The organism is Mesorhizobium sp. B4-1-1 (genome assembly GCF_006439375.1).
Taxonomy (GTDB): domain Bacteria; phylum Pseudomonadota; class Alphaproteobacteria; order Rhizobiales; family Rhizobiaceae; genus Mesorhizobium.
In genome coordinates this window covers 1-22581 of record NZ_VFTH01000038.1, presented here as the reverse complement: position 1 = coordinate 22581, position 22581 = coordinate 1, and the positions used below count along the sequence as shown (strand labels likewise).

The following is a 22581-nucleotide window of genomic DNA, read 5'->3' as shown; positions in this document are numbered from 1 at the left end:
CGGGCGGCAACCTGCCCACCACTATTGCTTGATGTTGGCCTTGATGGCCGCGATGGCGTCTTCCTGCGTGTATTCGTGGGTGGCGACGCCGCCTTCCTTGATGTTCGGCAGCGCGGCCTCGAAATCGTCCTGGGTGAAGGCCAGATACGGCACCAGCAGGTCGTGCGGGATGTCCTTGCGGCCGTCGAGCACCTGCTGCGCCACCCAGAAGGCGAGCGTCGACACGCCGGGCGCGATCGAGGCCGACCAGGTCTTGTAACCGTCCTTTTCCTTCTGCTCCTTCCACCACTTCAGCTCGTCCTGGCGGTTGCCCATGATGATGGTCGGGCGCGGCTTGCCGGCTGCGGCGAAAGCCTGCGCGGCGCCATAGCCGTCACCGCCCTGGTCGACGATGCCGACGACATCGGGCAGCGACGGCAGGATGGTCGCCACCGCCTTCTGCGCCGTGGTCTGGTCCCAGTCACCGGTCACCGAACCGACGATCTTGAATTCGGGATGGGCGGCGACGCCTTCGAGGATGCCGGCATGGATGGCATCGTCGATCGAGGTGCCGGCGAGACCGCGGATTTCCAAGAGATTGCCGCCCTTGGGCTGGAACTTGGCCATCTGCTCGACTTCCTGCTTGCCCATGTCCTTGAAGTCGACGACGACGCGGTAGGCGCAGGGTTCGGTGACAGTACCGTCGAAGGAGACGACGGTGATGCCGGCATCGCAGGCCTGCTTGATGGCGCCGTTCAGCGCATCCGGCGAGGCGGCGTTGATGACGATGGCGTCATAGCCCTGCAGGATCAGGTTCTGCACCTGCGCGGCTTGGGTCGGCACTTCCTTGTCGGCGGTGGTGAAGACGTCCGCGGCGGCGACGATCTTGTCGTCGACCGCCTTCTTGGTGACGATGCCGTAGCTGTCGAGCATCGCCTGGCGCCACGAATTGCCGGCATAATTGTTGGAGAAGGCGATCTTCTTGCCGCTGGTGTCGGCAAGCGCGGTGCCCGAGGCGAGCATCGCCGCCAGTGCACCCAATACGAGCAGTTTCTTCATGTCGGTTCCTCCCGGGGTTGCAGATGTTAACGGATGGTCGTAACGCGAATTCCCTGTTTTTTATCTATTGTCAGACAAATTCCGACGAACCGCAAGCTGTCAACTGCAAAGCCTTGGCGCCGTCGATCAACTTGCGGTGCGACGATTGATAAGCCGCCGCGTCATGGTCTAGGAACACGGGCAGGAGACAGATTGCATGGCAGTGACGCCGACCGTTGCTCAAGGCGCGCCCGGAATACCGGCACGCTGGACGTCAAGCGCCAAAAGCGGGGTCGGCACCGCGCTTTCGGCAAAAAGCCCGCTCTGGTTCACCATCAGTCACGGCATTCTGAACGAAATCTATTATCCGCGCCTCGACAGCGCCTGCACGCGTGACCTGGGGCTGGTCGTGACCGGTCCCGGCGGCTATTTTTCCGAAGAGAAGCGCGATGCGGCCCACACCGTCGAACCTTTCGAGGACGGTGTCCCCGGCTACCGGCTGACCAACATTGCTTCCGATGGTGCCTACAGGATTGAAAAGCGCATCGTTGCGGATCCGAAACGAGCTGTCTTGCTGCAGGAAACCAGTTTCACCGTCCTCAACGGCCAGGCTGCGGATTACCGCGTCTACGCGCTGCTGGCGCCGCATCTCGTAAATGCCGGCATGGGCAACACCGCTTGGATCGGCGAGCACAAGGGACAGCGCGTTCTTTTCGCCACCGGACGCGGCGTATCGCTTGCGCTCGCCTCCTCCTTGCCCTGGGGCGCCTGCTCGGCCGGCTATGTCGGCTTCTCCGACGGCTGGCAGCAATTGCACGATAACGGCGCGCTCGATCCCTCAAGCCGGGTGGCCGAGGACGGCAATGTCGCGCTGACCGGCGAGATCGGCTTTTCGGCCGGCAAGACGGCTGCCTTGCTGGCGCTCGGCTTCGGCGCTTCGCCTGAGGAAGCCGCCGACCTTGCGCTTGCAAGCCTGAGGCAGGGCTTCGAGCCGGCGGCGAAAACCTATGTCGAGAACTGGCGGAAATTCCAGGCTGGGTTGGAAAGACTCGACCGTCACGCCGCCTTCGGTCTGAACGCCTACCGCGTCAGCAGCGCGGTGCTGGCGACGCATCTCTCCCTCGCAAGGCCCGGCGCCGCGGTCGCCAGCCTGTCGATCCCCTGGGGTTTCAACAAGGGCGACGACGATCTCGGCGGCTATCACCTCGTCTGGCCGCGCGACCTGGTCGAGACGGCGGGCGGCTTCCTCGCTGCCGGTGACGGCAGGCAGGCGCTGCAGATCCTCGTCTATCTGCGTTCGATCCAGCAGCCAGACGGCCATTGGCCGCAGAATTGCTGGTCCGACGGGACCCCCTATTGGCCCGGCATCCAGATGGACGAATGCGCCTTTCCGCTGCTGCTTGCCGATGCGTTGCGCCGCGCCGGTCATCTGCCGAAGTCGAAGCTCGCCGACTTCCTGGCGATGATCGAGAACGCGGCCGCCTATGTCGTGCGCAACGGCCCGGTCACCGGCGAGGACCGCTGGGAAGAGGACGCCGGCTACAGCCCGTTCACGCTGGCCGTGGAGATAGCGGCGCTGCTCGCCGCCGCCGACATGCTGGACGCCTGCGATAAAAATGAGCCGGCAAATTATCTGCGCGAAACCGCCGATTGCTGGAACGACCAGATCGAGCGCTGGACCTATGTGACCGGCACCGAGGCAAGCGCCAGGGCGGGCATCGAAGGCTATTATGTCCGTATCGCCCCGCCCGACGATGGCGGCGCCGCCTCGCCGAAGGACGGCTTCGTGCCGATCAAGAACCGGCCGCCGGCCGATACCGACAGACCGGCCGAGGCCATCATCAGCCCGGACGCCCTGGCGCTTGTGCGCTTCGGGCTCAGAGCCGCTGACGATCCGCGCATCCTCAACACCGTCAAGGCGATCGACGCTGAGCTGCGCCGCGACCTGCCGCAAGGGCCACTCTGGTACCGCTATACCGGCGACGGCTATGGCGAGCATGAGGACGGGGCACCCTTCGACGGCACCGGCCGGGGGCGGCCGTGGCCGCTGCTTGCCGGCGAGCGCGCGCATTACGAGTTGGCCGCCGGCCGCAGGGACAAAGCGGCGCAACTGCTTGAGATTTTCGAACGCTCGGCGGGCGTCGGCGGTCTTCTGCCGGAACAGGTCTGGGATCGCCCGGACATGCCGGACCGTGAATTGCGGCTGGGCGCCCCTTCCGGCAGCGCCATGCCGCTGGTCTGGGCGCATGCCGAGCACATCAAGCTGTTGCGCTCGCTGCGCGACGGCGCCGTCTTCGACCTGCCGCCGCAGGGCGTCGAGCGCTACATCAAGGACAAGGCGGTCTCGCCGCTGCGGATCTGGCGCTTCAACAACAAGATCCGCTCCATTCCCCCCGGCAAGGCCCTTCGCATCGAATTGTCGGCGCCCGGCGTCGTCCACTGGAGCAGCGACAAATGGCTGACCGTGCAGGACAGCAGGACGGCCGAAAATGCGTTCGGCATTCATCTGGCGGAGTTGCCCGTTGGCCGCCTGCGGCCGGGAACCACCATCGTCTTCACTTTTTTCTGGCCCGGGGCGATGCGTTGGGAGAATGTCGACTTCAGCGTCGGCATTGACGCTCAATCGTGATCCAGATGGGCCATTATACTTCTCCTTTCCTCAAGCAATCGGGATGAAACCATGCAGATCGGAATGATGGGACTGGGCAGGATGGGCGCCAACATGGTGCGGCGCCTGATGCGCGACGGCCATGAATGCGTCGTCTACGACATCAATTCGGCAAGCGTGGCCGGCATGGTCAAGGACGGCGCCATTGGCGCGGCCTCGCTGGAGGAATTCGTCGGCAAGCTCGCCAAGCCGCGCTGCGCCTGGCTGATGCTGCCGGCCGCGATCACCGGCAAGATCGTCGATCAGGTCGCGGCACTGATGGAGCCGGGCGACATCATCATCGACGGCGGCAATTCCTACTACCACGATGCCGTCGACCAGGCGGCGAAGCTGGCGGTGAAAGGCATCAACTTCGTCGATGTCGGCACCAGCGGCGGCGTCTGGGGCCTGGAGCGGGGTTACTGCCTGATGATCGGCGGCCCCGACGATGCGGTTAAGCATCTCGATTCGGTCTTCGCCACGCTGGCGCCGGGCGCCGATGCGGGCGACAACCCGCCCAAGGATGCCGGCACGGCGCCCTTCGGCTATCTCCATTGCGGGCCGAGCGGCGCCGGCCACTTCGTCAAGATGGTGCATAACGGCATCGAATACGGCGTCATGGCCGCCTATGCCGAGGGCATGAACATCCTGAAGTCGGCCAATGCCGGCAAAAGGCAGCGCACCGCCGACGCCGAAACCAGCCCGCTGGAAAATCCGCAATACTACCAGTTCGACGTCGACTTGCCCGCCGTCGCCGAGGTCTGGCGGCACGGCAGCGTCATCGGCTCCTGGCTGCTCGATCTCACCGCCGGCGCGTTGAAGAGCGATCCGGCGCTCGCCCAGTTCGGCGGCCGCGTCTCCGATTCCGGCGAAGGCCGCTGGACGCTGAAAGCGGCGATCGACACCGGCGTTCCGGCGCCGGTGCTGTCCTCGGCGCTGTTCGACCGCTTCTCCTCGCAGGGCGAATCGCAATTCGCCGACAAGCTTTTGTCCGCCATGCGCTACGCCTTCGGCGGCCATATCGAAAAGCCGAAGGCGTGAGGGGAGAAACGGCATGAGCCAGGAGAGGTCCGACACGCTGGTGCTTTTCGGAGCGACCGGCGACCTTGCGCACAAGAAGATTTTCCCGGCGCTCTACCAGATGGTCGCCAAGGGGACGCTGACCGAGCCGGTGATCGGCGTCGCCTTCGACCCCTGGGAACTCCCCAAACTGGTGGACCGCGCCCGCGACGGCATCGTCACGGCGCTGGGTTCGATCGACGACAAGGTCTTTGCCAAGCTCGTCTCGCTGCTGCGCTATGTCAGCGGCGACTACCGCGACGGCGCGACCTTCGAGAAGCTGAAGACGGCGCTGGGTTCCGCGCAGTGGCCGCTGCACTACATGGCCGTCCCCCCGACCATGTTCGAAACCGTCGTGCAAGGACTGGAGCAGTCCGGCACCGCGCGCGGCGCGCGGCTGATGGTGGAAAAGCCCTTCGGCCACGATCTGCAGTCGGCGCGCTGGCTGAACCGGGTGCTGCATCTGGTGTTCGACGAACAGTCGATCTTCCGCATCGACCACTATCTCGGCAAGGAAGCGATCCAGAACCTGCTCTATTTCCGCTTCGCCAACGCTTTCCTCGAGCCGATCTGGAACCGCAACTTCGTCGAAAGCGTGCAGATCACCATGGCCGAGGATTTCGGCGTCGAGGGCCGGGGCAAATTCTATGACGATGTCGGCTGCATCCGCGACGTGATCGAGAACCACCTGCTCAACATCCTGCTGCTTTTGGCCATGGAACCGCCGGTCGGCCGCTCGGCCGACGACCTGATCGACGAGAAGGTGCAGGTGCTGCGCGCCATCCGCACGCTGACCAAGGACGATGTCGTGCGTGGCCAGTTCGACGGCTATCTGGCCGAACCGGGCGTCAGGGCCAACTCGCCGGTCGAGACCTTCGCGGCGGTGCGCTTCTTCGTCGACACCTGGCGCTGGCAGGACGTGCCTTTCTTCATCCGCGCCGGCAAGAACATGCCGGTGCACGCCACCGAGGTGATCGTGCGGATGAAGCGGCCGCCGCTCGACGTCTTCGACCCGATCAAGCCGGGCGACGCCAATTATGTGCGCTTCCGCATCGACCCGCAGGTGGCGATCTCGATCGGCGCCCAGCGCAAGGTCGCCGGCGACGACATGATCGGCGAGCAGGTTGAACTGACCGCGCTCGACGACACCAAGGGCGACATGCCGCCCTATGAACGGCTGATCGGCGACGCCATGAACGGCAACGGCCAGCTCTTCACGCGCCAGGACGCGGCAGAGCTTGCCTGGCGCATCGTCGGACCGGTGCTCGGCGACACCACGGCGCCGGCACTCTATGCGCCCAAGACCTGGGGGCCGGCCGATGCCATGAACGGCTTCGGCCCGCCCGATGGCTGGATCAATCCGAGCAAGTAACTTCGGGGAGGACGGGATGGCGAAGACAGCAAAAACCGCCGCGGCGAGCAACGAACCTATCGTGCTCGCCATCGATGTCGGTGGCTCGCATGTAAAAATCCTCACCAGCGCCGGCGGCGAGATGCGCCGCGTCGCGTCCGGGCCGAGCCTGACCCCGGACCAGGTCGTCGCTTCGGTGAGGAAACTGGCGCAGGACCTGGACTACGACGTCATCTCGATGGGTTATCCCGGCCCCGTGCGCGACAACAAACCCTCGCTCGACCCCTTCAATCTCGGCAAGGGCTGGAACGGCTATGATTTCACCGCCGCCTTCGGCAAGCCGGTGAAGCTGGTCAACGACGCGCTGATGCAGGCGATCGGCAGCTATGACGGCGGCCGCATGCTGTTCCTCGGCCTCGGCACGGGCCTGGGCGCCGCCATGATCATCAAGAATGTCGGGCAGCCCATGGAGCTTGCCCACCTGCCCTACAAAAAAGGCGCCAGTTTCGAGGATTATGTCGGCGAGCGCGGCCTGGTAAAGCGCGGGAAGAAAAGGTGGCGCAAATACGTTTTCGACGTGGTCGACAGGCTTCGCGCCGCCTTGCAGCCGGACTATGTCGTGATCGGCGGCGGCAATGTCGACAAGCTCGATGAATTGCCTGAAAAATCCCGGCGCGGCGACAACACTCGCGCTTTCGCGGGTGGATTTCGACTATGGCGCGACAAGGCGCTGATCGTCTGATATTGTTACATTTCAGTACAATTGTTCAAAACAGCGTGTAATGACACGACGGATCATTGCGTCGCGCAGATTTGCCGACTAGGAATTCGCCGGCCTGCGGCGCCAAGCACCTTTCCGGATTCGCAAAACAACGCTCGCGGCGCTTTGACATTACACACCGCGAAGACCGCAGCGGTTTCGCGGCCTTGCGGCAATATGGAGGGACTACGTGGACGAGGACACCAGCACAGCCAGGGAAGTCGACCTGCTCGAACTCACCGCTCACATCGTATCGGCTTATGTCGCGAAAAACCGCCTGCCTGCTTCGGGCCTGGGCGAACTGATCGCCAGCGTCGCCTCCTCGATCGGCGGGATAAGCCGGCCGGCGGAGCCGGCGGCGCCCCCGCCGGTTCCCGCCGTCAATCCCAGGCGCTCGGTGACGCCGGATTACATCATCTGCCTCGAGGACGGGAAGAAGTTCAAATCGCTGAAGCGCCATATCGGCGTGCATTTCGGCCTGACGCCGGAAGCCTACCGCACCAAATGGGGCCTCCCCGCGGATTACCCGATGGTCGCGCCCAACTATGCGGCGTCGCGCTCGCAGCTCGCCAAGTCGATCGGCCTCGGCCGCAAGGCGGAACCGGTGCCGGCGAAGCCCGCAAAGGGCAGGAAGGCCAAGGCGACGGCCTGAAATAACGCGCCTGCACCAATGATTTAAGAAGCCTGCCGAGGAATCCGCCTTGGCAGGCTTCCTGCTTTTATGGCTTGGATAAGGCCACCAGAGCAATTCCAGGAAAGTGTAAAGCGGTTAGGCTCGGCGCCTTCGCCGTAGCCTTCCGTGCGGAATTGCGTAAAAACAAAGGGATGGAGCGATTTGCCGTTTCCGCGAAACGGCAAGACGCTCGACCCGGGGGGGAGCCGGCTATGAACTACGCCAGGATGGTGATCGAGAAGGAAGCGCCGGAGGAATACGGCTACGGCCGCATCCGCCACAACCTTTCCGAAAGCTCGATCGCCGACCAGAAACTGTCCGACATCGGCCTCGCGCTCCCCGACCTCACCTTGTTCTATGGCGAGCATCGCGGCGACAAGGACTTGCGGGCGCTGATCGCCGGGCAGGACAGGGGCCTTTCTCCCGACGATGTGCTGGTGACCGCGGGTGCGGCCGGCGCGCTGTTCATCATCGCCACGTCGCTTCTGTCGGCCAGCGACCATCTCGTGGTCGTGCGGCCGAACTACGCCACAAACATCGAGACGCCGAAGGCGATCGGCTGCGCCATCTCCTATGTCGATCTCGATTTCGACCAGGGCTTTGCCGTCGACATCGACCGTGTGAAGGCAGAGTTGCGGCCGAACACGAAACTGATCAGCGTCACCTGCCCGCACAACCCGACCGGCACGATGATGACACGCGCCGATCTCGACGCGTTGATTACGCTCGCCGAACATCACAAGTGCCGGCTGCTGGTCGACGAGACCTATCGCGACCTCTCCTACGGCGAACGCCTGCCCGCGGCGGCCTCGCTCAGCCCAAGCGCGATCAGCGTCTGCTCGCTGTCCAAGGCGTTCGGCATTCCGGGCATCCGCATCGGCTGGCTGGTGACCCGCGATCCGGAACTGCAGGAAATCTTCCTCGCCGCCAAGGAGCAGATCGGCATCTGCGGCAGCGTCATCGACGAGGCGATCGCGCGCACCACGCTCGAACGCCGTGACGCCTTTCTCGCCTCGCTTCTCCCCGAAATGACCAGGCGCCGCGACATCGTCCAGGCCTGGATCGAAGGCGAGTCTCTCGTCGTCTGGGTGCGGCCGCAAGGTGGTGTCGTCGGCTTCCCGCGGCTCAACGTCGATGCCGGCTTCGACCTCGACAAGTTCTACACCAGGCTGCTGGAGGAGCACGGCACCTATGTCGGTCCCGGCCACTGGTTCGAGATGCCGAAACGCTTCTTCCGCCTCGGCTTCGGCTGGCCAAAGGAAGCGGAATTGCGCGGCGGGCTGGAAGCCATCTCGGCTGCTCTAAGGCGGTAACTTCCTCGCGCGATCGGCTGAAAAGTCCAAAAGCCCTTGATCCAAACTCGATTTGAAGGCATATGCGCCGCGAACTTTATTAAGTTTCATTGGCCGGAACAGCGCCCGTTCGGGAAGTGCCCCGCTGGCCAATGTTTTTCGAAACGGGGCCTACCTCCATGACCGCAGAACAAATATCCCCGGAGCAGCGCTACGCTGCTTTCCGCCACCGCCCGTTCCTCAGCTACTGGACGGCGCGCTTCCTCACCACCTTCGCCACCATGATCGTGTCGGTCGCCGTCGGCTGGCAGGTCTATGACCTGACCCGCGATCCGTTCGACCTCGGCATTGTCGGCATCGTCCAGTTCCTGCCTTCGCTGCTTCTGGTCCTGGTCACGGGCGTGGTCGCCGACCGCTTCGGCCGCCGCCTGATCATGACCCTGGCGACTCTGGTCGAGGCCGGCTGCGCGTTGGCCCTGCTGCTTCTGGCCTTGCGCGGCCTGACCAGCCCGCTGCCGATCTTCATCGTGCTGGCGATGTTCGGCATTGCCCGCGCCTTCTACGGCCCGGCCTCGTCGTCGCTGTTCGCCAATCTGGTGCCGCAGGAGGATTTTGCCAACGCGATCGCCTGGAACTCGTCCGCCTGGCAGACGGCGACCATCGTCGGCCCGGTCGCCGGCGGCCTGCTCTACGGCGTTTCGGCGGAAGTCGCCTACGCCACCGCCGCCGTCCTGATGCTCGCCGCGGCCGCGCTCATCTTCACCATTCCCAAGCCCGCCCAGCAGACGGCCACCGACAAGCCGACGATGCAGACGCTGTTTGCCGGCTTCGGCTATATCTGGGGCGAGAAGATCGTGCTCGGCGCGATCTCGCTCGACCTTTTCGCCGTGCTTCTGTCGGGCGCCTCGGCGCTGCTGCCGGTCTATGCGCGCGACATATTGGAGCTCGGCCCCTGGGGGCTCGGCCTGCTGCGCTCGGCGCCGGGCATCGGCGCCATCTGCGTCGCCGTCTGGCTTGCCGGCCATCCCATCCGCGACCATGCCGGCAAGATCATGTTGGGCTTCGTCGCTCTGTTCGGCGCCTTCACCGTGCTGTTCGGCGTCTCGACCATCACCTGGCTGTCGATCGTGGCGCTCGCCCTGCTCGGCGCCACCGACATGTTCAGCGTCTATATCCGCGAGACGCTGATCCAGCTCTGGACGCCGGACGAGGTGCGCGGCCGCGTCAACGCCGTCAACCAGGTCTTTGTCGGCGCCTCCAACGAGGTCGGCGAATTCCGCGCCGGCACAATGGCGGCGCTGATCGGCACCGTTCCCGCAGTGGTGATCGGCGGCATCGGCGCCATCGCCGTCGCCGGCCTGTGGGCCTATCTGTTCCCGGCGCTGCGCCAGGTCCAGCACCTCGACAGCCGCAACTGATAAAGTTCTGGAGCTGGACTGCTGGTCCGACACTCGGGCCAATCAGGCGCCGCCGTCGCTCGATGAGATAGGAGCAGCTTCTACTCCGAAAAGCTGACGCTGACGCCACGCTGCCGAAAATAGGCCTGCATCAGCTTGCGGCCGGCGCGGTTGTTCTGCACCAACCTGGCCGGATCGAACACCGCCTGTTTTTTCCCCTCTCGCGCCAGCGCTGCCTTGAGTGTCGCGATATGGGCGTCGATGTCGGCATTGTCCGCTCGGAGTGAGGCGTAGATGCTTTCGGTCGCCTCGGCCACGGTCAGTTCGTTCACAGGGTGTCGTCCTTTGATTGATCGGGCGGCGCATAACACAGATTCGTGGCCGCGCCGATACCATCCATTTTTGTTCCTCGCGTTTTGAGGGGATGGCTTCTATTTTGGACAGGGCCTAACAGGAGGGTTACGTTGTGAAAATACGCACGACGACGCACAATCATCCCGGAGAACCAGGCGTCATTCTGCTGGATCAGCCATTGGCGAACATGGCCGTGGCGACCGACATTCGCGATGGCGCAACGACGTTGTTCGGAACCGTTGATCTGCAGGTGAACTATTCCGGCAAGTACGACATCAGAGTTGAATTATCACCGGACGAACTCACGCGCGTCTACCAGCTGCTCGTCAAAAATCTCCTCGGGAAAATACAGGAACTTACCGCTGAACCAGTGCCTTGAAATTCTTTAACCCCGGGGATTTCGCACAAGCACCTTGATACCGATCGGCGCGAAGTTCGGCGTGGCTTCCGTGACGCCCCACGACCGAGACCAGGCGCAAGGCCGGGGCGCACAGGTACCACTTATCCTTTGACGATCTCCGTCACGCAGTGGACGTAGTCCATCCGATGGCCTTCGGGGGCGCGCGCGACATCGGCTTCGTACGCGCCGTAAAGAGCGTCGACGATTGCGGAACGATCGGCCGCGGGACGCGAGGGGTCGAGCGCGTTGGCAAAGACGGTTTCCGACCAGGAGCGGAGCGTCGGCACATAGGCGCTGGCGAAATTCTGCGCATTGCCATGGACCCGGAAGGCTTCGGCATAGGGGCACGGCGTCACCATGGTGAAGATGTTTTCCAGCCTCAGTCCGGCCTGCGACACCGGCGAAGCGGGGTCGCGGAAGGGTGCCGCGAACTCGCCTGGCGTCTTGTAGAATTGCTGGAACGTCGCGTTGACATATTCCGTCTCGCTGATCCGCCCCGCCCGAGCCAGATCGCGCCAATGGCGCGCGAAGCCGTCGAACATATCGACCCCCGTCGTGTGTCCGAGATAGCGCCCTTCCTCGTCGACGCAGAAATTGGCCAGCGCCAGCCTGCCGCCCGACCTGAGCTCGCGCGCCCTGGCCAGCAGGATCGTCTCCCAGTCGCGCAGCCCCTGGGCGCGAAACTGCGCGCGCTCGGCATCGGTCGCGCCGACCGCCTGGACATGGTCGGCGATCATGCAGGGCCGCTTGCTGATCCAGTGCATCGCCGTGGCGGAAAAGCCGAACGAGAGCGAATTGTCCGGCACGATCTGGCGATAGAAGCTGGTGCCGCTGCCGAAGATATAGAGCCCGGGCGTCTCGGCCAGCGGAACCTCCGTCGAGGTGCCAAGCAGTCCCTGGCTGAGCCGGAACAGCGTCGAGAAATCATTGTGGGGCAGGTCGGTGTAGGTGATCGATATCGCCCGGTCCGGTTCCCTCGCCCGAACGGCGCCGACCAGCCGCCGCATCATGTCCATCGAGGTGCCGCCATCGGCCGCGCCGAAATCGGCGATGGCGAATGGCTGGCCGCCGGCCAGCCGGGGCATGCCGGCGACGGCCTCGACGACGAGATCGCCGACCTTGTCGATGACGTATTTGGCGCCCACGGTGTTGGCCGAGTAGTAGCCCGCTCCGCGCATGGCGATCTTCTGGCCGTCGGCTGCGCTCATTTTTTCTCCCCTTATTCGTCGTCCACCCGGCCGCCGCCGGCACCACGCACACGCGACCTTTCGCTTTCCGGCACATAGGTTCTGGCGGCGAAGGAATTGAGCGCCGCAAGCGTCCGCTCGTCGATCGCGCCGCGCCGGCCCGCGGCCGGCTGCAGCCCGATTTCGGGGCGGCGTTCGATGACGACATCGGCGCGCGTCACCGGCCCCGCGGGCCGCGCTACGCGCATGGCCGAGCGACGCAGCATGGCGTCGAGCCAGATAGGCAGGCCGACACCGATGATCGCCAGCGGCAGCGCGCTCGCTGGAAGCGGATCGTCGAGCAGCAAAGCTGCGGTTCGGATCGGGCAAAGTGGCGTTTCGGCCGGCTTGTCGGCCTCGCCTTTTCGCCAGCGCGCCGCGCGGGCAGGGTCGGGCGCAGCGAAGGACCACGCGTTTTCGGCAAGGCTCAGCATGGCCACGCCCCATTTGTCGTCATCGACCGCGATCCGGCGTGCCGCGCGGCCGATATCCTCGGCCAGTCCCCATGAAAATCCGGCGCCCCGCGCCGCCTTGGTGCTCACCGTTTCCACCTCGTTGAGCGACAGGTCGATCACGCCGCCTCTCCTGCCGGCGCCATGGCGGCGACATCCTCGATCAGGGGCTCGCCGCTGAACAGCGCGATCCGCAGCCACCGGTCGGAGCGCGGATCGAAGCTGCGCGCGCCGAAGAAAGCGAGCTTCGCGCGCAATATGTCGACGGGCCGCAAGTCGGCGCCGATCAGATTGTCGTGGATCTCGGCATAGGGAAACCTGGCGACGATCTGGGCGCGCCGCACCGCGTGGCGCCATTTGGGCCGGCGCAGCAGGAAGTCCGCGACACTGGCCGTGGGTGGCTCCTGCGCAAGAGCCTCGGCCAGGCTGAGCGCGTCGCGCGCGGTGGCCAAAGGCTGTTCGAGATCGGCGCCGTCCTCCTCGAAGCGTTCGCCGAGCCGGGGCTCGAGCTTCTCCGCCGAGACATACCAGAAGCGCGCGTTGGCGGACGGCTCAGCGAAGTCGATCTTGGCCGCCCAGGAATAGGAGGCGACAAGCGCCTGACGAAGCGAGGCGCAGCTCATGGTGCCGTCAATGGCATGGCCGGGCGTCTCGTCGGCCTTCATCGTGTCGCCGAGCTCGTCAATTAGGGCACCGTGCGGCTCGAGGATCAGCGAGACGCAGGCCTCCTGCCCCTCGAGCGAGAAATGGTCTTCGGCGAAGCGATAGAGCGCATCCCAGGGGCGGGGGCGCGCCAGAAGCCGGTCGAGGTTTTCGGCCAGCGCGTCGAGATCGGCGGCCAGCGACAAGGTCGCGGCGGCCTGGCGGTCATCGTCGCTATGCCAGCGGGCAACGCGCTGGCGCAGATCGGCGAGCGCTTTCAAGAAAACGTCTCGTTCCGCCGCGCCGGCTTGCGGTTCGGCGCGCACCCGCGCCAGCGCGGTTTCGCGGGCCAGGAACCAGCTATGCGTCAACAACGGATGGCGCACGAGAAACGGCGCCATGCCGAGTCCCGTTGCATTGCCCACGCCGAGCGCCCGGCGCAAATCCGGCGCCAGCCTTGCCGCGCCGGCCGGATTGCGGCGATGGGCGATGTGGTCGACAAGATCGAGCGTGAAGGATCGGATCAGCCAGACCGTGAGCATTTCCGCCTGGAAGGATCCCGCAAGCTCCGGCCGTGTTGCGATCTCGTCGCGATCGGCGATGCCGAACTTGCCATTGCCGTAAACCGCCGTGGTGCGCAGCAGATAGCCGACGCCGAGCAACTGCTCCTCGTGCGGCTGTCGTCCCTGTGCCAGTGCCGCGGCGACTTCCTCGAACAGCCGCACGCTCTTGTTGGCGCGCGCCAGCACGAGTTCGCTTCTGGTGTAGCGGCCTGCCTCCTGCAGCGGCGCATTCGCTTCCAGCCGCGCGATTTCGGCGGCGTCCGGCAATCCGTCGTAAAGCACGTAGCTCGTGTCCCAGGCCTGCGCGATGACCCGGTCGGACCGCTTCTCGTCGTCGAGCGGGGTCGAGAACGCGACCAGGCTGTAGGTCCTTGCCGGCGTCTCGACCGCATAGACCGCGCGTCCGAACCCATTGTCGTTGAGGTCGAACAGGTGTTTGCGCACACGCCATTTCTCCCTGGTGGCGCGGCGGATCAGCTGGCGCAGGAAACTGAGCCGCGTCGGATGCGCGGCGCCCAGCCGCTGCAGGCGCATGACGATCTCGGGCGGGCGCAGCGCGATCGCCGTCATGCGGCGGTCCCTGCGAGCTTTTCCAAGGTGGCAAGCGTTTCCGCCGCTACCTCGATGCCCTCTTTGGTGTTCTGTTCGCGCGCGCCGAAGCGCCTTGTGCCCGGAAGCCTGGTGTCGCCGGTGAAGGCGCCGGCGACGGTTTCCAGAGTCCCCGCGAATGTCCCGGCCGATGTCGCTTCGGGCGAAACCGCCAGGAAGAATTGGCCGGTTCCAGGCGGGCCGCCGGCCGTGCCGGAGAAGGGGCTGGCGACCAGCCCGGGATTGGCTCCCGTCAGGCACGCGGCAAAGATCTCCACCAGCAACGCGGAGCCGACGCCCTTGTAGGCGCCCGCCGGCGCCATCGTACCCTTCAACGCTTCGCCGGCGTCGGTGGTCGTCTCGCCGCTTGCGTCGAAAGCCCAGCCTGGCGGGATCGGCTCGCCGGCACGGGCGCGCTTGATGACTTCGCTCTTGGCGACGACGCTGGCGCTCTGGTCGATGACGAAGCGCGCGCCGCCCTGCCCGTCGGGAACCGCCAGCGACCAGGGGTTGGTGCCGAGGGCCGCCTTGCGGCCGCCCCAGGGCGCGATCGAGGCCGGCGCGTTGGTGAAGCCCAGACCGACCATGCCGTCCCGGGCGATACGTTCGGTGTGATAGCCTAGCGCGCCGCAATTGTAGGAATTGCGGATGGCCAGCGCCGCCACGCCTTGCGAGCGCGCCGCCTCGATCAGCGCCGGCAGGCCGGTGGCGATGGCCGCGTGCGCAAAGCCGTTGCCGGCATCGACGGCGACGACCGCCGGAGCCGGACGCGTCAGGCGCGGCTCGGCCAGACCCAGGACCTTGCCGCAGGTCAAATGCTCGCAATAGGTCGGCAGGTACATCAGCCCATGCGACTTCAGACCATCGCGTTCGGCTGCCGCAATGGCTGCGGCGAGCGCCTCGGCCTGCCGCTCGCTTGCGCCGTGGCGCAGCAGCGCGGTGCGGACGAGCGTCTCGATGCGGGCTTGCGTCAGGCGCGTCATCCGGTCATCCGCCAATCATGCCGCCGCATAGCCGAACTCTCCTTCGCTCGCCTGCGTCTGTAGGCGAATGCATTCGATGAACCGCAGCGACGCCGGCTGCAGGTTCCGGCCTTCCTTGGCGATCCAGCCGACGGTACGGCTCGAGCGCGGGTCGGCAAGGGGAACGAAGCGCACGTCATGGCTGCTTTTCCAGCGGCAGAGCCGGGGCAGGATGGTGACGCCGAGCCCTGCCTCCACCATCGCCAAATTGGAGCTCACATTGGTCGCGGTGAGTTTCGAGCCGGCGGCAAGCGCCTCGGTCTCGGCAAGCCCTAGCGCCGTGGCCGCGCCATTGCGGATGAAGCTCTCGCCCTCGAGTTGCGACCATTTCAGCGGGCGCTTGGATTTTGCCAGCGGATGATCGGCCGGGCAGACGAAATCGAGCGGCTCGTGGAACAGCGGCTCGAAACTGAGCTGCGGCCGCCTGGTCGCGAGCACGCACAGGCCCACTTCAACCATGCCGTTTTCGACTGCGTCGACGATGGCGCTGGAATCGCTGTCGCGGACGTGGATGTCGAACCGGCTGCCCTCGGCGCGAAGCTGGGCGATCGCGCGCGGCAGCAAGGTGACGGCGACCGAAGGCACGCTGGCAACGTCGCAGCGGCCTTGCCGGTCCGCCGCATAGCTGGTCATTGCCAGGCAGGCGCGGTCGTAATGCGCGATCATGGCGCGCGCCTCGTCGAGCACGATGCGGCCGACCGGCGAAAGCGCGCCCTTGCGTTCGCTCTCGAACAGCGGCGCGCCGATGTCGTCTTCCAGCTGTTTCAAGGTCATCGACACGGCCGACGGGGTGCGGCCGATCTGATCGGCGGCGGCGCGCACACCACCGGTCTCGCAGACAGCGACGAAGCTGCGCATGCCGGTCAGGCTGATGGTTTTGGTCACTGTTAAGCTTGCCTGAACATTTGTGCCAAAAATTGAGCTTGATTGAAGTTCACAGCATTGGTTAGGTCGTTGTCAACCGAATTGATGCAGGTCGAACGATATGCTGAACGGTCAGAACTTCGTTGCAGGCGAATGGCGCGACGGCGCCGACTGGGTCGAGGACATCAATCCCTCCGACGTGACCGACATCGTCGGGCGCTTTGCCCAGGCGCCGCCGTCCGACGTCCATGACGCCGTGGCGGCGGCGCAAGGCGCGCAACGCGAATGGGCCGCGGCCGGGCTCGAAGCGAGAGCCGCCGTTCTCGACGCCATCGGACGCGAACTGATGGCGCGCTCGAAGGAGCTTGGCGAACTGCTTTCGCGCGAGGAGGGCAAGACCCTTACCGAGGGCGTCGGCGAGGTCCATCGCGCCGGCCAGTTCTTCACCTATTTCGCCGCGGAGGCGCTGCGCAATCTCGGCTCCGCCGCCGATTCCGTCAGGACCGGCGTCGACGTTCTGATCGAGCGCGAACCGCTCGGCGTCGTCGCAATCGTATCGCCCTGGAATTTCCCCATCGCCACCGCGTCCTGGAAGATCGCGCCGGCGCTCGCCTTCGGCAATGCCGTGGTCTGGAAACCGGCCAGCGTCACGCCGGCCAGCGCCTGGGCGCTGACCGAGATCATCAGCCGGCAGGCGATCCCGAAAGGCCTGTTCAATCTTGTGATGGGTTCGGGATCGACGATCGGCCGCGAGCTTGCCGCCAATGCCGACATACAAGGGTTGAGCTTCACCGGCTCCGGCGCCGTCGGTTCCGGCATCGCGGCATTGGCCGCCGCGCGCTTCGTGAAGCTGCAGCTCGAAATGGGGTCGAAGAATCCCTTCGTGGTGATGGACGATGCCGACCTCGACCGCGCCGTCGACCTTGCCGTGAACGGCGCCTTCGGCGGCACCGGGCAGAAATGCACGGCGGCGTCCCGCCTGATCGTCCATCGGCCGATCCACGACGCCTTCGTCGAGAAGATGCTGGTGAAAACCAAGGCCCTGAAGGTCGGCCATGCGCTTGCGGCCGGCGTCCAGATGGGGCCGGTCGTCAGCGCCGAGCAGCTCTCGGCCAATCTCGATTATGTGACGCTTGGCATAAGTGAGGGCGCTGAATTGGCGACAGGCGGCGAAGCGCTCGATCTCGCGCATCGGGGCCACTACATGGCCCCGGCCGTGTTCCTGAACGGTCGCTCGCGCATGCGCATCAACCAGGAGGAGATGTTCGCGCCGATAACCTGCGTCATTGCCGCCGACGATCTCGACGAGGCGATCTTCCTGGCCAACGACACACCCTATGGGCTGACGGCCGGCATCGCCACGCGCTCGCTGGCGCGCGCGACGAAATTCCGCCGCGCCTCGCGCTCGGGCTGCGTGATGGTCAACCTGGCCACCGCCGGCACCGACTATCATGTGCCGTTCGGCGGTGTTCGCGCGTCGAGCTACGGCCCGCGCGAGCAGGGCCGCGCCGCGGTCGAGTTCTACACGCAGGTCAAGACATCCTACATCCACGCGGGCGTGGCCGAATGACCAGCCACACGCCGCGAGTGCTCATCGACGGGCTGCAATACTGCAACTGGTCGCGCGAAATTTTCGAGGAGATGCGCCGGGGCGGGCTGACCGCGGTCCACGCCACGGTCGGCTATCACGAAGGTTTTCGCGAGACGGTGCGGCATCTCGTCGATTGGCGCACCTGGCTTCGCGACAATGCGGACCTGATCCTTCTGGCGCGCGATGCCGGCGACATCGAGCGCGCGCGGACCTCGAACCGCACGGCGATCCTGCTTGGCCTGCAGAACCCGATGCCGATCGAGGACGACATCGGCCTGATCGAAATGCTCTTCGATCTCGGCATCCGCTTCATGCAGCTCACCTACAACAACCAGTCGCTGCTCGGCTGCGGCTGGATGGAGAAGGAGGATAGCGGCGTGACGCGGATGGGACGCGAGGCCATCGCCGAGATGAACCGGCTCGGCATGATCATCGATCTGTCCCACGCCGGCGAGCGGACCGCGCTGGAAACGATCGCGCTCTCGGAGCGGCCGGTGGTCATCAGCCACGCCAATCCGCGCTGGCTGCGCGACAGCAACCGTAATGTCTCCAAGGCCGTATTGCAGGCATTGCGCGCAAAGGAGGGGCTGCTCGGCCTTTCGCTCTATCCGCTGCACCTCCCGAACGGCTCGGACACCACGCTGGAGCAGTTCGGAAAGATGGCTGCCGAAGCGGCCGGGATCATGGGGGCAGATCATCTCGGCATCGGCTCGGATCTCTGCCAGGACCAGCCCGACAGCGTCGTGCGCTGGATGCGCGAGGGCCGCTGGACCCGCGAGACCCAGGCGACCGCGAGCTTTCCGCCTCAACCGTCCTGGTTCAGATCGAACCTCGATTTTCCGAAGCTCTTGAAAGGCCTTTCCTCGGCCGGATTCGGTGAGGCCGAAACCGCGCTGGTTCTCGGTGGCACCTGGCACCGTTTTCTCCAGGCTAGCCTGCCTTCCGCCCGGGATTCGCAGCCAACGAGCAGATAGGCGCGCGGACAGGCGCAGGTCGTCTTTGTGCTTTTCGGCGTCTCGACCCTCACCTGGCTGTCGATCATGGCGCTCGCCTTACTCGGCGCCACCGAGATGTTCAGCGCTGAAACTATGCGGTCATCGTACCGAAACCCTGAGTGTGCGGCCTACGATGCAACTACGTATCAGTCCGGCTGCGGATCATCGGTGATGGCATCAATCAAAGTCTCGTAGGATGACGGGCCCGAGATCGCGAGCCCGTATGCTCGGTCGAAGGTGCCCAACGTCTTGCTCCAATATTTCGCGGCGAGCGTCAGATAGTGGAGATCCGGGGCAGATGTCTCGCTGGTCGGACGACGATGATACCGGTGCAGTGGATTGCCGCACTCCCTGAGATCGTAATGTGCAACATGGTGCCACATCGAATGCGCGCAGGCGCTGAACGGAGTGTAGACGTAGTTGTAGAAGTCGATACACCCTGCTTCCTCGGCCATCTGACGAACTGATATGCTCGACCATTTTCCGAGGTCGACATCGAGTAACCCGCCGATCCGCTGGCTGTCGATCCATCTCTCGCGAGCTTCCAGCATGGCCACTTCCTGGGGCGTCGGCTCGCGCGTGCCGATCTGAGCGCGGCGATGCTCGAGTTCGAGCTTGGCCTGACCCAATCCGAAGAAAATAAACTTGCGACAGCGCTCGACCGGGTCGAGTAGCAGCCACGTAAGGTTAATGTAAGCGTCCGCCATCGCGCGCAACAAAATCGGCGCGCTGTGCCCGGTCCAAAGCATCGGCGCGCGCGCAAGATCCTTGGCGAGTGTAGCCTCGCGCGCGAGCATACCGCCGATCACCTCATGGACGTGGATTTGCGCGAAATCGGGCGGCCATGCATCTAGGCGCGCGGTAAACTCGCGATCGACATCCGCACAATAGTTCTCGATGAGCGGCCTGAGTTCGATGCCTTCTTCATCCTCTCGATTCGACACCCTCATCACCTCAATTCTCGCACGGTTCGAGTTCTAGGCCCCGGTTCCAGAAGACGATCGGCCAGTCGGTCCCTGACGCGATCAGATCGACTTCCCCGAACATCTGGTTGAGCGTTGCCCGGATCGAAGCGGCTATGCGCTGCGACTGATCGGTGTCGGGATAATCCTCAATTCGGGGGAAGTCGGCGAGTGCTAGGCCTGCTGAGACCTTAAGCCGCTCGGCATCGAATGCGAGCCACGTCGCCGTCGCCTGGACCATGGTGGCGCTCGTCGACGCGCGATCAAACAGCTCAGCGACCAGTTCCTTGAGCGCGCCGAGGTCTTCTGAACAAGGTAGTTCGGTCACCGCAGAGGTCAATTCGCGCATCGGATGTTCAGGATAGTGCGCATGGAGCGGCGCGAGCGGTGCACACAGGTCGTTCCGATAGGGTCGGCCTTCTACGATGCCCGCAAGGACGCCGGTCGGCAGGCCCGCGAACTTGCCGGCCGCCGCCCAGATCGTGCGGGAGCGCGTAGGATCGCTCGCTCGGACGTCGCGCGTGAAGGCGGTGATGATCTCGACGCCACGACGCGGACCCCAGGCTTTTTGCACGAGCGCGATCCACAGCAGCTCCGGGATCATCATGTTGACCCACGACACTTCGTGCATCGGCCCGAACGCATCGTTGAACGGCGTCACCAGCTTCGATTTGATGCGCTTATGATCTCCGAGCACCGGCGTGCGTGTGCGCTTGCCCCCACTCATCGTTTCCTCTCAGCCTTCACCAGGCATTGGTCTGCTTCGGGTCGAACTCAGCAGGTCATTTCTATTCCGCTGCCGGCCGGCCAAAAATCAGCGCCAGAAACTCGCCCAGCCAGCGCTTGAGGTGCATATCCCAGATCAGCCGGCCGCCGAGATGGTCGCGGCCGGGCTGCGCGCCGGGCAATTCGAAGCGATGCGCGCCGCGCACCACCCAGCGCTGCATCATCACCCGGGTCAGTTCGCCATGGAACTGGATGCCCCAGGCATTCTCGCCGTAACGAAACGCCTGGTTGGGATAGGTTTCCGCTGTCGCCAGCAGCGTCGCTTCCTTCGGCAGCGAAAAGCCCTCGCGGTGGAACTGGTAGACCATCTCCGGCCAGTGCAGCAGTTTCTTGCCGGCGTCGGTCGCCTTCAGCGGATACCAGCCGATCTCGACCAGGCCCTCGCCATGACCCTCGACCTTGCCGCCGAGATGGTTGGCGAGCATCTGCGCGCCGAGGCAGATGCCGAGGAACGGCCGGTTCTCCTTCAGTGGGATTTCCAGCCAGTCGGTCTCGCGGCGGACAAACTCGTCCTCGTCATTGGCGCTCATCGGCCCGCCGAACACCACGGCCCCGGCATGGTCGTCCAGTGTGCAGGGCAGCCCGTCGCCGAGCGGCGGCCTGCGGATGTCGAGATCGAAGCCTTCTTCCAGGAGCATGTGGCCGACGCGGCCGGGGCTCGAATTCTCCTGATGCAGCACGATCAGGATTCTTGGTCTCGGCCTCGGTCTTGATGGCATGGAAGGCGAAGGGTCCTGTTATTCGTCGCTCGATTTGCCCCGCGCGCCGGGCGCCTTGGCCGCCGCCTTGCGGCGCGCCTCGATACGGTCATGGCGCTCGACGCCGATCAGCTCGGCGACCCGCCAGACCGTGTTGTCCTCGAGCTCGTGCAGTTCGCCGTCGGCATAGACGATTTCCCACATCAGGCCGATGAAGGCCTTGCGCGCCTCGGCGTCGAGATCGCGCTTGAGCACGCTGGTGAAGGCGTAGAGGTCGATCGCCTCATTGTCGGCGCTCTCGCCGGCCGCGGCCAGTGCGTCGAGCTCTTCGCCGCTCACCGAATAGGTCGAGGCGAGGATCTGCTTGAAGCGCTCCCATTCGACGTCCTGACGCACGCCGTCGGCGTTCATCACATGGTAGAGCAGCGCCGAGGCCGCGACGCGCGGATCGTCGGCGCTCGGCTTGGCATGGCCGGCAGCCGGCAAATCTCTCAGGAAGGACAACACACGCTCGAACATCGACACCTTTTCCCTGCCCGCCAAAACCCGGCCTCAAAACAAACGAAACCGCCGCGGCGATTTTTCCGCTTCTTCTTCCGGCGCGACACCCGGATCGTCCGGCAAAGGCGGTAATTCCGAACCCCGTCCGGTGGTTTCAGCCTCGCTGACGGCTTCCGCAACGGCCTCATCCTTGCCGCCGCCATTCGCCGGCACCGGCTTCTCGGCGGGCGCGTCGGCAACAATGTCGATCGCCTTTTCAGCGGGTGCGGCGGGCGGCGCGGCGGTGATCGCCGGCACCGCGGCGTCCGTCTCGCTATCGATCAGCCGGCCAAGCCGTTCCATCGGCGCGCGCCAGGTAAAGGCGTCGAGCTTGCCGGTGACCGGCGACACCGGCGCCCAGCGCTCGGAGATGACGCCGTCCGCCACCCAGGCCGGATCGCGCGGCGCGCGCACGGCCTTCGACAGCAGCTGCCGCACCTTGCCCTGGTCGCCGGTCTCGGCTTCCTCGATATCGGCGAGCAGCAGATAGGCGCCCTCGCGGCGATCCATGCGGATCGCGGCCTCCGCCTCGCGCCGCGCGGTGGCGAAATCCTGCGCGTCGAGCGCCGCCCGCGCCACGGTCATGGACGACTCGGCGTGATTCTTCTTCAATTCCTGCAGCTTCTTCGCTCGGTTGAGGCGGTCGAGCACAGCATCGCCCAGCCTTGCATGGGTGTAGAGCTCGGCGATATCCGGATGCGG

The 22581-nt window shown here is 65.1% G+C and carries 21 protein-coding genes and 1 pseudogene; 10 read left to right on the top strand and 12 right to left on the bottom strand.

The features are described from left to right. Positions 1 to 21: 21 nt before the first annotated feature. Positions 22 to 1038, bottom strand: a complete 1017-nt coding sequence (locus FJW10_RS29390) for an ABC transporter substrate-binding protein (RefSeq protein ID WP_140902644.1) — start codon at positions 1036 to 1038, stop codon at positions 22 to 24. Between the two features lie 196 nt (positions 1039 to 1234). Here FJW10_RS29390 and FJW10_RS29385 point away from each other — a divergent pair, with 196 nt between their 5' ends. The 7 genes from FJW10_RS29385 (at position 1235) to FJW10_RS29355 (ending at position 10217) form a co-directional block, all read left to right on the top strand. Next, entirely contained in the window at positions 1235 to 3646 is a 2412-nt protein-coding gene (locus FJW10_RS29385; RefSeq protein WP_140902643.1) for a glucan 1,4-alpha-glucosidase, read from the top strand. A 51-nt stretch (positions 3647 to 3697) separates the two neighbouring features. After that, a complete protein-coding gene (gene gnd / locus FJW10_RS29380) occupies positions 3698 to 4705 on the top strand; it encodes a phosphogluconate dehydrogenase (NAD(+)-dependent, decarboxylating) (RefSeq protein WP_140832626.1) in 1008 nt (335 codons plus the stop codon). A 13-nt stretch (positions 4706 to 4718) separates the two neighbouring features. Beyond that, positions 4719 to 6095, top strand: coding sequence for a glucose-6-phosphate dehydrogenase (zwf, locus tag FJW10_RS29375; RefSeq protein ID WP_140902642.1), 1377 nt, complete (start codon positions 4719 to 4721; stop codon positions 6093 to 6095). Between the two features lie 16 nt (positions 6096 to 6111). Continuing rightward, on the top strand, positions 6112 to 6816 hold the full coding sequence (locus FJW10_RS29370; protein ID WP_140902641.1) for an ROK family protein: 705 nt from the start codon (positions 6112 to 6114) through the stop codon (positions 6814 to 6816). 208 nt (positions 6817 to 7024) lie between these two features. Beyond that, the gene (locus tag FJW10_RS29365; RefSeq protein WP_140902640.1) at positions 7025 to 7486 is read left to right on the top strand and encodes a MucR family transcriptional regulator; all 462 of its coding nucleotides are present in this window, start codon (positions 7025 to 7027) and stop codon (positions 7484 to 7486) included. A 233-nt stretch (positions 7487 to 7719) separates the two neighbouring features. Continuing rightward, positions 7720 to 8820 carry an aminotransferase class I/II-fold pyridoxal phosphate-dependent enzyme gene (locus FJW10_RS29360; RefSeq protein WP_140902639.1) on the top strand — a complete coding sequence of 367 codons (1101 nt, stop codon included), beginning with the start codon at positions 7720 to 7722 and terminating at the stop codon, positions 8818 to 8820. Positions 8821 to 8978: 158 nt separating this feature from the next. Beyond that, positions 8979 to 10217, top strand: a complete 1239-nt coding sequence (locus FJW10_RS29355; protein ID WP_140902638.1) for an MFS transporter — start codon at positions 8979 to 8981, stop codon at positions 10215 to 10217. 80 nt (positions 10218 to 10297) lie between these two features. Here FJW10_RS29355 and FJW10_RS29350 read toward each other — a convergent pair whose 3' ends face one another. Further along, the gene (locus tag FJW10_RS29350; RefSeq protein WP_140832616.1) at positions 10298 to 10528 is read right to left on the bottom strand and encodes a hypothetical protein; all 231 of its coding nucleotides are present in this window, start codon (positions 10526 to 10528) and stop codon (positions 10298 to 10300) included. 134 nt (positions 10529 to 10662) lie between these two features. On the opposite strand from FJW10_RS29350, the gene FJW10_RS29345 reads away from it, so the two are divergent. Beyond that, complete coding sequence (locus FJW10_RS29345) at positions 10663 to 10929, top strand: hypothetical protein (RefSeq protein WP_140646087.1); 267 nt, start codon at positions 10663 to 10665, stop codon at positions 10927 to 10929. A 122-nt stretch (positions 10930 to 11051) separates the two neighbouring features. Here FJW10_RS29345 and FJW10_RS29340 read toward each other — a convergent pair whose 3' ends face one another. From FJW10_RS29340 to FJW10_RS29320, 5 genes are read right to left on the bottom strand one after another with little or no spacing between them, the layout of a single operon-like run. Next, positions 11052 to 12158 (bottom strand): SAM-dependent methyltransferase, encoded by a 1107-nt coding sequence (locus tag FJW10_RS29340; protein WP_140902637.1) that lies wholly within the window; start codon positions 12156 to 12158, stop codon positions 11052 to 11054. Between the two features lie 11 nt (positions 12159 to 12169). Continuing rightward, the gene (locus FJW10_RS29335; RefSeq protein WP_181177708.1) at positions 12170 to 12751 is read right to left on the bottom strand and encodes a DUF3726 domain-containing protein; all 582 of its coding nucleotides are present in this window, start codon (positions 12749 to 12751) and stop codon (positions 12170 to 12172) included. After that, positions 12748 to 14403: a hypothetical protein gene (locus FJW10_RS29330; protein WP_140902635.1), complete on the bottom strand. Its 1656-nt coding sequence runs from the start codon at positions 14401 to 14403 to the stop codon at positions 12748 to 12750. The genes FJW10_RS29335 and FJW10_RS29330 overlap by 4 nt, the downstream gene beginning before the upstream one ends. Next, positions 14400 to 15404 (bottom strand): Ldh family oxidoreductase, encoded by a 1005-nt coding sequence (locus tag FJW10_RS29325; RefSeq protein WP_140902634.1) that lies wholly within the window; start codon positions 15402 to 15404, stop codon positions 14400 to 14402. Before FJW10_RS29325 ends, FJW10_RS29330 begins: the two co-directional genes overlap by 4 nt. 15 nt (positions 15405 to 15419) lie before the next feature. Next, a complete protein-coding gene (locus FJW10_RS29320) occupies positions 15420 to 16328 on the bottom strand; it encodes a LysR family transcriptional regulator (RefSeq protein ID WP_140902633.1) in 909 nt (302 codons plus the stop codon). Between the two features lie 100 nt (positions 16329 to 16428). On the opposite strand from FJW10_RS29320, the gene FJW10_RS29315 reads away from it, so the two are divergent. Next, complete coding sequence (locus FJW10_RS29315) at positions 16429 to 17877, top strand: aldehyde dehydrogenase family protein (RefSeq protein WP_140902632.1); 1449 nt, start codon at positions 16429 to 16431, stop codon at positions 17875 to 17877. Beyond that, positions 17874 to 18872, top strand: a complete 999-nt coding sequence (locus FJW10_RS29310) for a membrane dipeptidase (RefSeq protein ID WP_140902631.1) — start codon at positions 17874 to 17876, stop codon at positions 18870 to 18872. Before FJW10_RS29315 ends, FJW10_RS29310 begins: the two co-directional genes overlap by 4 nt. Before the next feature lie 167 nt (positions 18873 to 19039). Here the strand turns inward: FJW10_RS29310 and FJW10_RS29305 are convergent, their stop codons facing one another. From FJW10_RS29305 to FJW10_RS29285, 5 genes and pseudogenes are all read right to left on the bottom strand, one after another. Further along, positions 19040 to 19843, bottom strand: a complete 804-nt coding sequence (locus FJW10_RS29305; RefSeq protein ID WP_140902630.1) for a DUF5677 domain-containing protein — start codon at positions 19841 to 19843, stop codon at positions 19040 to 19042. Between the two features lie 4 nt (positions 19844 to 19847). After that, the gene (locus tag FJW10_RS29300; protein WP_140902629.1) at positions 19848 to 20582 is read right to left on the bottom strand and encodes a hypothetical protein; all 735 of its coding nucleotides are present in this window, start codon (positions 20580 to 20582) and stop codon (positions 19848 to 19850) included. 61 nt (positions 20583 to 20643) lie between these two features. After that, complete coding sequence (locus FJW10_RS29295; protein WP_140902628.1) at positions 20644 to 21360, bottom strand: glutamine amidotransferase; 717 nt, start codon at positions 21358 to 21360, stop codon at positions 20644 to 20646. 18 nt (positions 21361 to 21378) lie between these two features. After that, the gene (locus FJW10_RS29290) at positions 21379 to 21858 is read right to left on the bottom strand and encodes a TerB family tellurite resistance protein (RefSeq protein ID WP_140902627.1); all 480 of its coding nucleotides are present in this window, start codon (positions 21856 to 21858) and stop codon (positions 21379 to 21381) included. 33 nt (positions 21859 to 21891) lie between these two features. Beyond that, positions 21892 to 22581: pseudogene (locus FJW10_RS29285) on the bottom strand (heme biosynthesis protein HemY); the annotation flags it as partial.

What these genes read in the sequence shown, in the direction of transcription:
- FJW10_RS29390 (WP_140902644.1), bottom strand. Translation starts at nt 1,038, where the DNA reads ATGAAGAAACTGCTCGTATTGGGTGCACTGGCGGCGATGCTCGCCTCG.
- FJW10_RS29385 (WP_140902643.1), top strand. Translation starts at nt 1,235, where the DNA reads ATGGCAGTGACGCCGACCGTTGCTCAAGGCGCGCCCGGAATACCGGCA.
- gnd (WP_140832626.1), top strand. Translation starts at nt 3,698, where the DNA reads ATGCAGATCGGAATGATGGGACTGGGCAGGATGGGCGCCAACATGGTG.
- zwf (WP_140902642.1), top strand. Translation starts at nt 4,719, where the DNA reads ATGAGCCAGGAGAGGTCCGACACGCTGGTGCTTTTCGGAGCGACCGGC.
- FJW10_RS29370 (WP_140902641.1), top strand. Translation starts at nt 6,112, where the DNA reads ATGGCGAAGACAGCAAAAACCGCCGCGGCGAGCAACGAACCTATCGTG.
- FJW10_RS29360 (WP_140902639.1), top strand. Translation starts at nt 7,720, where the DNA reads ATGAACTACGCCAGGATGGTGATCGAGAAGGAAGCGCCGGAGGAATAC.
- FJW10_RS29355 (WP_140902638.1), top strand. Translation starts at nt 8,979, where the DNA reads ATGACCGCAGAACAAATATCCCCGGAGCAGCGCTACGCTGCTTTCCGC.
- FJW10_RS29340 (WP_140902637.1), bottom strand. Translation starts at nt 12,158, where the DNA reads ATGAGCGCAGCCGACGGCCAGAAGATCGCCATGCGCGGAGCGGGCTAC.
- FJW10_RS29330 (WP_140902635.1), bottom strand. Translation starts at nt 14,403, where the DNA reads ATGACGGCGATCGCGCTGCGCCCGCCCGAGATCGTCATGCGCCTGCAG.
- FJW10_RS29325 (WP_140902634.1), bottom strand. Translation starts at nt 15,404, where the DNA reads ATGACGCGCCTGACGCAAGCCCGCATCGAGACGCTCGTCCGCACCGCG.
- FJW10_RS29315 (WP_140902632.1), top strand. Translation starts at nt 16,429, where the DNA reads ATGCTGAACGGTCAGAACTTCGTTGCAGGCGAATGGCGCGACGGCGCC.
- FJW10_RS29310 (WP_140902631.1), top strand. Translation starts at nt 17,874, where the DNA reads ATGACCAGCCACACGCCGCGAGTGCTCATCGACGGGCTGCAATACTGC.
- FJW10_RS29305 (WP_140902630.1), bottom strand. Translation starts at nt 19,843, where the DNA reads ATGAGGGTGTCGAATCGAGAGGATGAAGAAGGCATCGAACTCAGGCCG.
- FJW10_RS29300 (WP_140902629.1), bottom strand. Translation starts at nt 20,582, where the DNA reads ATGAGTGGGGGCAAGCGCACACGCACGCCGGTGCTCGGAGATCATAAG.
- FJW10_RS29295 (WP_140902628.1), bottom strand. Translation starts at nt 21,360, where the DNA reads ATGCCATCAAGACCGAGGCCGAGACCAAGAATCCTGATCGTGCTGCAT.
- FJW10_RS29290 (WP_140902627.1), bottom strand. Translation starts at nt 21,858, where the DNA reads ATGTTCGAGCGTGTGTTGTCCTTCCTGAGAGATTTGCCGGCTGCCGGC.